7 protein-coding genes are annotated in these 12,471 nt (G+C 68.0%); 4 read left to right on the top strand and 3 right to left on the bottom strand.

The window, feature by feature from the left end; all coding sequences use genetic code 11:
* Positions 1-5: 5 nt before the first annotated feature.
* Complete coding sequence (gene pks13, locus H1R19_RS00960) at positions 6-5,396, top strand: polyketide synthase Pks13 (RefSeq protein ID WP_219850337.1); 5,391 nt, start codon at positions 6-8, stop codon at positions 5,394-5,396.
* A 95-nt stretch (positions 5,397-5,491) separates the two neighbouring features.
* Entirely contained in the window at positions 5,492-7,042 is a 1,551-nt protein-coding gene (locus H1R19_RS00965) for an acyl-CoA carboxylase subunit beta (RefSeq protein WP_188330768.1), read from the top strand.
* Between the two features lie 77 nt (positions 7,043-7,119).
* Here the strand turns inward: H1R19_RS00965 and H1R19_RS00970 are convergent, their stop codons facing one another.
* The gene (locus H1R19_RS00970; protein ID WP_244970825.1) at positions 7,120-8,583 is read right to left on the bottom strand and encodes a 3-oxoacid CoA-transferase; all 1,464 of its coding nucleotides are present in this window, start codon (positions 8,581-8,583) and stop codon (positions 7,120-7,122) included.
* 142 nt (positions 8,584-8,725) lie between these two features.
* Here H1R19_RS00970 and H1R19_RS00975 point away from each other — a divergent pair, with 142 nt between their 5' ends.
* A complete protein-coding gene (locus H1R19_RS00975; RefSeq protein WP_188330770.1) occupies positions 8,726-9,496 on the top strand; it encodes an IclR family transcriptional regulator in 771 nt (256 codons plus the stop codon).
* A 69-nt stretch (positions 9,497-9,565) separates the two neighbouring features.
* The gene (locus tag H1R19_RS00980) at positions 9,566-9,958 is read left to right on the top strand and encodes a carboxymuconolactone decarboxylase family protein (RefSeq protein WP_188330771.1); all 393 of its coding nucleotides are present in this window, start codon (positions 9,566-9,568) and stop codon (positions 9,956-9,958) included.
* Between the two features lie 34 nt (positions 9,959-9,992).
* Here H1R19_RS00980 and pcaDC read toward each other — a convergent pair whose 3' ends face one another.
* Positions 9,993-11,144, bottom strand: coding sequence for a bifunctional 3-oxoadipate enol-lactonase/4-carboxymuconolactone decarboxylase PcaDC (gene pcaDC / locus H1R19_RS00985; RefSeq protein ID WP_219850338.1), 1,152 nt, complete (start codon positions 11,142-11,144; stop codon positions 9,993-9,995).
* On the bottom strand, positions 11,141-12,466 hold the full coding sequence (locus tag H1R19_RS00990; RefSeq protein WP_219850339.1) for a lyase family protein: 1,326 nt from the start codon (positions 12,464-12,466) through the stop codon (positions 11,141-11,143). Before H1R19_RS00990 ends, pcaDC begins: the two co-directional genes overlap by 4 nt.
* Positions 12,467-12,471: the final 5 nt, after the last annotated feature.

Genomic DNA, 12,471 nt, shown 5'->3' on the forward strand with positions numbered 1-12,471 from the left:
ATGCAATGTCTGAACTGAATACCGACGAACCCCGCGGCACCGATCTGCCCGCCGATCCGTCATCCGAGGCAACTGGTTCCGTCGACGGTGCAAGCCAGGAGGCGGCCGCCGAGGCGACTCCGGGCGAGACGGCCGGCGATCTCTCCGTCGACGAGTTGCGCGACTGGCTGCGCGAGTGGGTGTCGCAGGCCACCGGCGTCCCGGCGGGCCAGATCGACGTGGACCGTCCGATGGAAGAACTCGGTCTGTCCTCGCGTGACGCTGTCGCGCTGGCCGCCGACGTCGAGGACAAGACCGGTGTCATCCTCACCGCGACGGTGGTCTACAACCATCCGACGATCGCGAACCTCGCCCAGCGCATCATCGAAGGCGATCCCGACGAGGGCCTCGAGAGCGACTCGGACACCTTCTGGCAGCGCGAGCGCAGCGCCGACGACGACATCGCCATCGTCGGGCTGGCCACGCGCTTCCCGAAGTCCGGTACCACCCCGGAGTCGACCTGGGAGGCGCTCATCGGTGGCGTCGACGGCATCTCCGAGCTGCCCGAGGATCGCTGGACCGAGTTCCGGTCCGATCCGCGGCTCGCCGAGATCCTGGAGTCGGCCAACACCAAGGGCGGCTACCTCGACGACGTGCGGTCGTTCGACGCCGACTTCTTCCAGATGAGTCCGCGCGAGGTCGAGATGGTCGACCCGCAGCAGCGGCTCGCCCTGGAACTCACGTGGGAGGCACTCGAGCACGCGCACATCCCGCCCAGTGACCTCAAGGGCGAACCCGTCGGCGTGTTCATCGGCACCTCGACCAACGACTATCAGCTACTCGCGACGCTCGGCCTGGGCGAGGGCGCCCAGGACACCGCCGCCTACGCGCTGACCGGCACCTCCACGGCCATCGTCGCCAACCGCGTCTCCTACTTCTACGACTTCCGCGGCCCGTCGATCGCGCTCGACACCGCATGCTCGTCGTCGCTGGTGGCCGTGCATCAGGCGGTGCGCAGCCTGCGGACCGGTGAGTCCGATGTCGCGCTGGCCGGCGGTGTCAACATGATCATCAACCCCGCCGCCAGCCTCGGATTCGACAGCATCGGCGCGCAGGCGGCGGACGGTCACATCAAGGCGTTCTCCGCCGATGCCGACGGCATGATCCGCGCCGAGGGCGGCGGGCTCGTCGTGCTCAAGCGGATGTCGGACGCCCGCCGCGACGGCGATAAGGTCCTCGCGGTGATCGCCGGTTCCGCCGTGAACTCCGACGGCCGGTCCAACGGTCTGCCCGCGCCCAATCCGGAGGCACAGGTCGAGGTGCTGCGGAAGGCCTACCTCGACGCCGCGATCGACCCGCGCACCGTCGACTACATCGAGGCGCACGGCACCGGGACCATCCTCGGCGACCCGATCGAGGCCGACTCGTTGGGCCGCGTCGTGGGTCGCGGCCGCACCGCCGACACGCCGGTGCTGCTGGGGTCGGTGAAGACCAACTACGGCCACATGGAGTCTGCGGCCGGTGCGGGCGGGCTGGCCAAGCTCGTCCTGGCCATGCAGCACGACAAGATCCCGGCCTCGCGGAACTACAGCGGACCCAACCCCTACATCCAGTTCGACGAGACCCACCTGAAGGTGATCCCGGAGGCCACCGACTGGCCGCGGTATTCCGGGCACGCCGTCGCCGGGGTCTCCGGATTCGGCTTCGGCGGCACCAACGCGCACGTCGTGGTCCGCGAGGTGCTGCCGAGTGATCTCGCGCCGGCCTCGCAGTCTCTGCCGGCCGAGCCCGCTGTGCCGGCTGCGCCCCTCGAAGCCGATGACGATGACGACGACGCCTACCTCACCGAGGCCGAGCGCGCCGTGCTCGCCGCGCAGGCGAAGGACGACGCCCCCGTCGTCGAGGAAGTCGCCACCGACCCGGCCGACGGTTTCGCGCCGTGCGCTGTCGAGGGTTCGGTTGTGCCGCTGGTCATCTCGGGCTTCCTGCCGTCGCGTCGTCGCAAGACCGCCGCCGACCTGCTCGAGTGGCTCGAATCCGACGAGGGGCGGGCGACCCCGCTGGCCGACATCGGCCGCGCGCTCGCGCACCGCAATCACGGCCGTTCGCGTGCGGTCGTGATGGCACGCACGCACGACGACGCCGTCGCCGGTGTGCGTGCGGTCGCCGACGGCAAGAGCAATCCGCTTGTCTACGTGTCGGATTCGCCCGACTCGGCATCTGCGGTGTGGTTGCTGTCGGGCTTCGGTTCGCAGCACCGCAAGATGGCCAAACAGCTCTACACCGAGAACCCGATCTTCGCGAAGTACGTCGACCGCGTCGACGAGCTCGTGCAGAACGAACTCGGTTACTCGATCGCGGAGATGTTCGTCGACGACGAGCAGACCTACGGCATCGAGGCCAGCCAGGTCGGCATCTACACCATTCAGGTCGCACTGGCCGACACGCTGCGTCATCACGGCGCGGAACCCGGTGTGCTGGTTCCGCATTCGATGGGTGAGGCGTCGGCTGCCTACATCAGCGGCGGACTCTCGCTCGAGGACGCGACCCGCGTCATCTGTCAGCGGTCGCGCCTGATGGGCGAGGGCGAGTCTATGTTGGCCGGCGACGACATCCGCCTGATGGCGCTCGTCGAATACAGCGCCGAGGACATCAACGACGTCCTCGTGGACTATCCGGACCTCGAGATCTGCGTGTACGCCGCGCCGACCCACACCGTCATCGGCGGGCCGGAGTCACAGGTCGACGCCATCGTCGAACGCGCCGAGGCCGAGGGCAAGCTCGGCCGCAAGCTGGCCACCAAGGGTGCGAGCCACACCTCGCAGATGGACCCGCTGCTCGGTGAACTCGCCTATGAGCTCACCGGCATCACGCCGCAGCGACCGACCACCGGCTTCTACAGCTCGGTCGACCGCGAGGTGTTCTACCGTCCGGGTCACGAGCCGGTTCACAACATCGACTACTTCACCAAGGGTCTGCGCCACAGCGTGTGGTTCAGCCAGGCGATCGCGAAGTCGGTGGAGAACGGGCACCGTACCTTCCTGGAGCTCTCGCCGAACCCGGCCGTCCTCATCTCCGTTGCCGCGGTGACGTTCTCGGCCGGACTGCACGACGCGGAACTGATCGAGACACTGCGTCGCAAGGAAGACGAGAGCTTCGGTCTGGTCAACGCGCTGATGAAGTTGTACGTCCACGGCCACCGGGTCGACGTCGCCTCGCTGTTCGGCACGGGTGGTTTCGCCGCCATCCCGCGTACCCGGTTCGAGCGCAAGGAGTTCTGGCTCACCGCGAACCTGTCCTCGGGCGGCTCGGCGGGGAAGGTGCCGGGCTCGCATGTCGCGCTGCCCGACGGCCGGCACGCCTGGGAGGTCAACGCCGCCGCGGTGTCCGACCCCCGAGAACTCGTGCGCGCAGCTGCCGCACAGGTTCTGAACAATGCGGGCGTCGGCGCGGCGGTTGCGCACGGCCAGATCCCGACCGCCGGAACCGTCACCACGACACTCAGTCCGCATCCGGGTGGGGCGTCGGTGACGGTGCATGCCCGCGACGACAAGAACTTCCGGCTCCTGTTCGAGGCCGTGGTCACCGGCGACCTCGAGGAGACCGGCGATTCGGTCTCGGTATCGCCTGCGGCACAGCCGGAGAGCGGTGCGGCGGTGTTCGCCGACGACAAGGTGGTCGTCGAGGACGAGATCGTCGACGACATCGGCAACAAGTGGAACCCGGAGTCGGGTCAGAGCGTCGGCGATCGCCTGGCGATCATCGTCGGTGAGTCGATGGGTTACGACCCCGAGGATCTGCCACGCGAGATCCCGCTCATCGAACTCGGTCTCGACTCGCTGATGGCCGTGCGCATCAAGAACCGCGTCGAGTACGAGTTCGACATCCCGCAGCTCCAGCTGCAGGCGATGCGTCAGGCCAACCTCGCCGACGTCGAGAAGTTCGTCGAGTTCGCGGTGACCCATCGCGACCAGCTGGACGATCTCGCCGGAAACGCCGCCGCGGGTGGCGAACTCGACACCGCGGCGCTCAACGCCTACATCGACGAGCAGAACTCCCAGGGCGGCGAGACATCCACGTCGGCCGGTGAGTCGGACAAGGTGCCCGCCGAGACCGGCGATCAGCCTCCCGAGCAGTCCCCGGAACGCAAGCTCGAGGTCGCCAGGGACGTCGAGGACGTCGAGAAGGCGGTCGCCACCTCTCCGGGCACCTCGCCGGATGCCACCTCGCCGGATGCCCCCTCGCCGGATACCTCAGCGGCGGCGAAGCCTGCCACCGACATCACCTCGCAGAAGGCCGTCGCCGAGGCGGCGGGATCGGACGTCCCGCCGCGAGATGCGGCCGAGCGCCTCACTTTCGGTACGTACGCCGTGGTCACCAAGACGTCCGCGGGCGGCATCTTCAACAAGCTGCCGGTGCTGTCGGAGGAGATGGCCCAGCAGCTCACCGATCGGCTCAACGAGCGGACCGGCGGCGACATCGACGTCGAGGACATCCTCGATTCCGAGACGATCGAGGACATGTCGAACTACGTTCGCGAGCACCTCGATGCGGGCGCCTCGACCGACGGCTTCCTGCGCTACCTGCGCCTGGTGCCCGAGGGCAAGAAGGTCTACGACCCGACCGCCGGTGATCCGACCCCGATCCTGCTGTTCCACCCGGCGGGCGGCAACACCTCGGCCTACGAGGCGTTGCTCAAGCGACTGCCCGCGGACCGGCCGGTCATCGGTTTCGACCGCGGTGTCGAGGGTTCCATCGAAGACCGTGTGCGCGAGTACATCCCGCGCCTGCGCGAGCTCCAGCCGCACGGTCCGTATGTGCTCGTCGGTTGGTCGTTCGGCGGGGCGCTGGCCTACGGCGTCGCCCAGGTGCTCCGTGAGGCGGGTGAAGAGGTCGCCTTCGTCGGACTCATCGACGTGGTGCGCCCGCGCGAGGACATGACCGAGACCCCCGACACCAAGCGGGCTCGTCTCGAGCGCTGGAAAGACTTCGCGATCCGCAACTACGACCTGGACCCCGACGTCCCGATCCCGATGGATCGGCTCGTCGAGGCCGACGACGAGGGCCAGTTCGCGATCATCATGGAGATGATGTCGATGTCGGGCACCAAGATCCCCGGCGGCATCATCGAACACCAGCGGACCTCGTTCATCGAGAACCGGGTGCTGAGCAGCATCACGCCGGAGCCCTACGACGGCAAGGTCGTCCTCTACCGCGCCGACAAGATGCACGCGGGCGCCATCGAACTGGAACCCCAGTGGGCCGAGATCGACGAGGACGGGCGATGGGGCGAGGTCGTCGACGACCTGGAGATCATCCACATCGGTGGTGACCACCTGTCGATCGTCGACGAGCCCTACATCGCCAAGATCGGCGCCGACCTGGCCACCCGACTCGGCCGGCTGGACAAGAGATGAGCCGGGGACGCCGGGCTCGGGAGACCGTGCTGGACGAGATGCCGGTGACGAGATGCCGGTTACGAGACACTGGGTCGCGTAGAAAGTGAAGGACCGTGACTGACACCACCGCAGGCAAGCTCGCCGATCTCCGCCAGAAGCTGGAAGCAGCTCGCGAACCGGGAGGCGAGAAGGCACTCGCCAAGCGCGCAGCGAAGGGGATCTGTTCTCCGCGTGAGCGTCTGAACATGCTGTTCGATCCGGGCACCTTCGTCGAGATCGGCGCGCTCGCGAAGATGCCGGGCGCCGCCGACAGCGGCTACGGCGACGGCGTGGTCACCGGACACGGGTTGGTGCACGGACGCCCGGTGGCGGCCTTCTCACACGACCAGTCGGTGTTCGGCGGCACCGTCGGCGAGATGTTCGGCCGCAAGGTCGCATCGCTGATGGAGTGGGCGGGCAAGATCGGGTGTCCGATGGTCGGCATCAACGACTCGGCCGGCGCCCGCATCCAGGACGCGGTCACCTCCCTCGCCTGGTACGCCGAGATGGGCCGGCGCAATGACCTGCTCTCCGGTCTGGCACCGCAGGTCTCGGTGATCCTGGGCAAGTGCGCAGGCGGCGCGGTCTACACCCCGGCCAACACCGACATCCTGGTGGCCGTCGAGGACAAGTCGTACATGTTCGTCACGGGCCCGGACGTACTCAAGCAGGTCAACGGCGAGGAGATCTCCGCCGAGGATCTGGGCAGCGCCCACAACCAGGCCCGGTGGGGCAACATCCACCACGTGGCCGTCGACGAGAAGGCCGCCTTCGACTGGGTGCGCGAGTACCTGCAGTACATGCCGTCGAGCGCCTACGAGCGGCCGCCGGTGATCAACCCGGGACTCGAACCGGAGATCACCGAGTCGGATCTGGCACTCAACGACTTCATGCCGGACAACGACAATGCCGGTTACGACATGCACGACATCATCATCCGGCTCTTCGACGACGGCGCCTTCCACGAGGTCGGAGAGCTGTTCGCCCCCAACATCATCACCGGCTACGCGCGTGTCGACGGCCGTTCGGTGGGTGTGGTCGCCAATCAGCCGAGCGTGATGTCGGGTGTGCTCGACACCGATTCCTCGGAGAAGGCAACGCGTTTCGTGCGGATCTGCAACGCCTTCAACATCCCGCTGGTGTTCCTGGTGGACACTCCCGGCATCCTTCCCGGCCTCGCCGAGGAGCAGAAGGGCACCATCCGCCGTTCGGGCCGGTTCCTCTACGCCTACGTCGAAGCCGACGTCCCCAAGGTGACCGTGGTACTGCGCAAGGCCTATGGCGGCGCGTACGCGGTGATGGGCAGCAAGCACCTCGGTGCCGACATCAACTTCGCCTGGCCCACCGCCAAGATCGCGGTCATGGGTGCCGAGTCCGCCGCGGCGGTGCTGACCCGGCGCCAGACCGAGGGACTCTCGGCCGCCGAGGCCGACAAGGTCCGCCGCGAGTTCATCGACTTCTACAACACCATGATGGCCACGCCTTATCTGGCGGCCGAGCGAGGTTACGTCGACGCGGTGATCGAACCCGCCGAGACCCGCCTGCAGCTGCGAAAGGCGTTGGCGCAGTTGCGCGACAAGGAGGTCCTCAAGACCCCGCGCAAGCACTTCCTGATGCCGATCTAGGTCTCGCAAACCCACCACGCATGGACAAACGCACTCAAAGATTCTGGGTGCGCTTGTCCAGCGGAGGTGGGTTTGGGTCAGGTCTGGGCCGGCGGATCGAGCTCGATCCGCAGGTCGGTGCCGGTGGCCGCGACGACCTGTTCGACGCTCACGCCGGGCGCGAGTTCGCGCAGCGTGAGAATCCCGTCGCGTTCGACGTCGATGACGCCGAGATCGGTGATGATCCGATCGACGACGCCCTGACCCGTCAGCGGCAACGTGCAGTCGTCGAGGATTTTCGGGTTACCGGCGCGGTCGGTGTGTTCCATCAGGACGATGACGCGGGAGGCCCCGTGGACCAGGTCCATCGCCCCGCCCATGCCCTTGACCATCTTGCCGGGGACCATCCAGTTCGCCAGGTCGCCGGTGCGCGACACCTGCATGCCGCCCAGCACGGCGGTGTCGATGTGACCGCCGCGGATCATCCCGAACGAGCGGGCCGAATCGAAGAACGACGCGCCGTTGTTGACGGTGACCGTCTCCTTGCCCGCGTTGATCAGGTCGGGGTCGACGGCGTCGTCGCCGGGATAGTCTCCGGTGCCGAGGATTCCGTTCTCGGAGTGCAGGGTGACCCGGACGCCGGCGGACAGGTGGGCCGGGATCAGCGTCGGCAGACCGATGCCGAGGTTGACGTACTCGCCGTCGATCATCTCCGCCGCGGCACGGGCCGCCATCTGCTGGCGGGTCCAGCCGACCGTGTCAGTGTCCGGGGCCGGGTCCGGATCCGTGGAGGTCGTGTGGTCCAGCGTGGATGGTGTTCTGACGGTGCGTTTCTCGATCCTCTTGTCCTGAGGGCCGGTGTGAACGATCCTCTGCACGTACACGCCGGGGAGATGGACTGCACCCGGGTCGATCTCGCCGGGTTCGACGAGCCTCTCGACCTGCGCGATCGTCACCTTCCCGGCCATCGCCGCCAGCGGGTTGAAGTTCATCGCGGACTTGTGGAACACCAGGTTGCCGTCGGTGTCGCCGACCGCGGCGTGCACCAGGGCGAAGTCGGCGGTGATGCCCTCCTCGAAGACGTACCGCTTGTCGTCGAAGACCCGCGTCTCCTTGGGCGGCGAGGACACGATGACCGATCCGTCGGCGGCGTACCGCCACGGCAGCCCGCCCTCGGAGATGGGACTGCCGACGCCGGCCGGCGTGTAGAAGCCCGGGATTCCGGACCCGCCCGCTCGTAGTCGTTCGGCGAGCGTGCCCTGAGGCGTGAGTTCCACCTCGAGTTCGCCGGAGAGGTACTGGCGTGCGAACTCCTTGTTCTCACCGACGTAGGAGGCGGTGACCCGGCGAATACGCCCCAGGGACAGCAGTACTCCCAGTCCGTGGTCGTCGACCCCGCAGTTGTTGGAGAACACCTCGAGATTCGAGACCCCCGAGTCCGCGAGGGCGTCGATCAGTGCATCGGGGATGCCGCACAGCCCGAAGCCACCCACTGCCAAGGCTGCCCCGTCGTGAACATCGGCCACGGCCTCCGCGACCGATTCGTACACCTTCGACGACACCATGTCTCCTCACTGTCCGATCCGCAGACAACGTCTGTGTGGACATGAGTCAACAACGATGGTGTGGCACTGCTCAATAGGGAACGCCAAACAGCACAGAAGTGCTCGCATGGCGAGCATCCAGGTGCGGTACGTTCACTGAATGAACGCACCAGCCGCTCCCGGGCCGCACGTCGTCGCGCGGATCGGTGCCCTGTTGCGCGCGGTCGGCGCGACGGAACCGACGGGTGCGTCGACCACCGAGCTCGCCGTGGCGACATCGCTTGCCCGGCCCACTGCACATCGTCTGCTGGTGTCTCTCGCCGATCAGGGGCTCATCGATCGGGACCGTGTCACCGGGCGGTGGACCCTGGGGCCGGAGCTCTATCTGCTCGGCGCCGGCGCTGCGGGGAGGTACGACATCAGCGAGCAGGCCAGGGACATCGTGGGTCGGCTGGCGCGGGAGACCGGCGAGAGCGCGTTCCTCTCCGCGCGGCGAGGGGACGAGACGGTCTGCGTCCTCAGCGAGGAGGGCAGCTTTCCGCTGAGGTCACACGTGCTGCACGAGGGTGTGCGCTTTCCCCTCGGGGTGGCGTCGGCAGGTCTGGCCATCCTGAGCCACCTCCCGGTGCGCGAGATCGACGACTATCTGGCGCGGGTCGATCTCGAGAAGAGTTGGGGTCCGGAGCATTCCGGCGGCGCCATCGCCGCCCGGATCGAAGCCACCCGCGCGAGGGGGTACGCGGTCAACCCCGCGCTGCTCGTCGAGGGGAGCTGGGGTTTGGGTGCCGCGGTCTTCGATCGGGCCGGCCGGCCGGCCTGGGCGCTCAGTCTCACCGGTGTCGAGACCCGCTTCCGGCCGGATCGCATCCGCGAGATGGGTGATCTCCTCCTGGATCAAGCGCATCTGCTGACCGGCAGGCTCCGGGTGTGATCTGTTCTGCCGCCGGTCCATACCGCCCCGGGCCGGTGATCGTCACGCCCGGTCTGCGACGATGTGCTCATGTCTGACAGCAGCTTCGAAAATGTCTCGGCGTCCTTCGACGATGGTCTGACGGTCCGGCGGGAGGTCATGGGCGACGACTTCGTCGACCGCGCACTCGATCGTACGGACGGTACGGAATCGGCTGTGCTGCAACAATTCGTCACCGAACACGTCTGGGATGCCGTGTGGAATCGGCCGGGACTCGAACGCCGTGACCGCAGTCTGCTCAACATCGGCATCCTGACCGCGTTGCGCGCACACGAAGAACTCGCCGGTCATGTGCGGGGTGCGCTGAACAACGGCCTCACCCGCGACGAGATCGTCGAGGCGATCGTGCACACAACGGGTTACTGCGGTGCGCCGGCGGCGTTGTCGGCGATGAAGGTCGCCCAGCAGGTCTTCGATTCGTGACCTCCGGCGCGGTGCGCGTCACGGCCTCACGGCCTCACGGCGACTCGGCCGCGAGATCGGCGATCGCCTTCTTCCCCAAAGCGAATGCGCGGTTGCTGTTGGGGACGCCGGCATACACCGCGGTGTGCAGGAAGACCTCGACGAGATCCTCCGGATCGGTGCCTGCCCGAAGTGCGGCCCTGATGTGCATGTCGAGCTCGTGCTCGTTGCCGACCGCGGTGAGGATCGCGAGGGTGAGCAACCGCCGGGTGGAATGATCGAGTCCCGGACGGGACCAGACGTCCCCCCACGCGGTGCGCGTGATGAAATCCTGGAACGGTGCCGTGAATTCGGTGCTCTCGGCAATGGACCGGTCCACATGGGCGTTGCCCAGCACGGCGCGTCGAATACGCATGCCGGTCTCGACGGTGGCCCGTGAGTACGCGGACAGGTGCTCGATGAGCAGCGCGGTGACCTGCCCGGCCTGTTCGACGTTGGCGAGTTCGCCGCAGGCGCCGACGGTACGCACCACGCAGCCGGCGATCTCATAAGGCCATGTCGTGGTTGGTTCATGAGCCGGAGCGAACTCTTCGCCGGGACGCACCACGAGGGTCGGCGCCACGATACGGGCGCGGTCGTGCCGGCCGCCGTCCCAGGCGGACAGGGCGTCGCAGCAGGCCGCGTAGCCCTCGTCCGGCATCTTCTCAACGATTCCCCGGTGGTGGCGGACCAGGTCGGGATCGTTCGCCTGCAGCCCCTCGCTGAACCAGCTCGCGACAACCTGCGAGGCGATGGCCTCCGTCCCGCCGGTGCGGACCGTCCGGGCTCGTTCGGCCCACTCGTCGGCCGGTGTGTGTGTCGGCGAGGTGTCCACGAGTGTCAGCGTGCGCACCCGCGTCGGGTGCTGCGCCGCAAGACGTTGACCCACAACGCTTCCCAGTCCTACGCCGACCACGTGTGTCGACTCGATGCGGTTCGCGTCGATCAGCGCGAGCACGTCGCGGACCATCTCGGCGATGGAATACGGCCCCGCGGGCGAGGGTGAACGGCCGTGGCCGCGCAGGTCCACCGGCAGAACGCGGAAGCGCGCCGACAGCGGGGCGATCTGCGGCTCCCAGGCCGTCAGGTCGGTGCCGAGTGCGCCGAGCAGGACCACCGGGGGAGCGGCCGGGTCGCCGAGATCTGCGTGGTCGAGTTCGACTGTCACGACGGTCCTCCGCTGCGTGCGGCCAGTGCCCGGTCCACGAGGTCGGCCGCATGACCGAGATAGTTGGCGGGATCGGTCAGTTCCTCGAGTTCGACGGCGCTCAGGTGCTCGGTCACCTCGGGATCCTCGTCCAGCCGGTGTCCGGATCTCGCTGCGCGGGTGACGATCTCCCGGGCCCGGTCGGTTCGGGTGGACATCGCCGCGGTGACCCGTTCGGCGAGGATGAGGCCACCGGTGATCTCCAGGTTGCGGGCCATCGCGTCGGGGTGCACGACGAGACCGCCGAGACTTCCCGAGAGTCGGCACGCGGCGCCACCGGTACAGCGCAGAAGCGTGGTGACCGTCTCCCATTCGGCATGCCACGCCCCGCTTGCGCGCTGGAACTCGTGATCGGTGTTCGCCAGCACGGTGGCGACCAGTGCCGGGACGCGACGAGCGGATGCGCGTGCCGTGATCGCCGACGTCGGGTTCTGCTTGTGGGGCATGGCCGACGATCCGCCGGGATCGTTCTCGGACACCTCGGCCAACTCGGTCGAGGCCATGGCGATGATGTCGGTGGCCGGCTTCGACATCGCACCGGCCGCGAGCCCGAACGCCGTCGCGACGTCGGCGACCACCGTTCGATCGGTGTGCCACGGCAGGCCGGCACGGGCGAGCCCGAGATCGTCTGCCAGTGCGTCGGCGATCCGCAGACCCTCGGGGTGGAGGCCGGCCAGCGTACCCGCGGCGCCTCCGAGCGAGACGGGCAGCGACGAGATCGCCGACCGTACGCGGCGGGTCGCGGTGTCGAGCGCGACGAACCAGGTGGCCGCGAGCAGACCGAAGGTCGTCGGAAGTGCCTGCTGGCCAAGCGTTCGGGCCACCATCGGGGTGGTCCGGTGGAGGCGGGCGAGTTCGGCTGCGGCGTCGGCGGCCGCGGTCAGGTCCTCGAGTACCACCGCACCCGCACGCCGGATCAGCAGGACCAGCGCGGTGTCCAGAATGTCCTGGCTGGTGGCACCGCGATGGACCTGGTCGCCCGGCACACCGTGTGTCGCTGCCCGTTCGCGCAGGAGTCCGACCAGCGGGATGACCGGATTGCCGCCGTTCACCGCGGAGCGGCCCAGCTCGACGATGTCGATTCCGCCGGGTGCGGCGAGCTCGGACACCGATCGCTCGATGGCGCCGCAGTGTGCGGCGTCGATCACGCCCACCGACGCCGCGGCGCGCGCGAGCGCGGCCTCGACCTCGAGCATCGTGGTCACCCAGGCCCGGTCGGACACTTCGTCTCGCACACGCTCCGAACCGAAGATCGGGTCGAAGAGCTCACCTCGAGTGGACATGCGTG

The organism is Gordonia jinghuaiqii, assembly GCF_014041935.1.
GTDB lineage: Bacteria > Actinomycetota > Actinomycetes > Mycobacteriales > Mycobacteriaceae > Gordonia > Gordonia jinghuaiqii.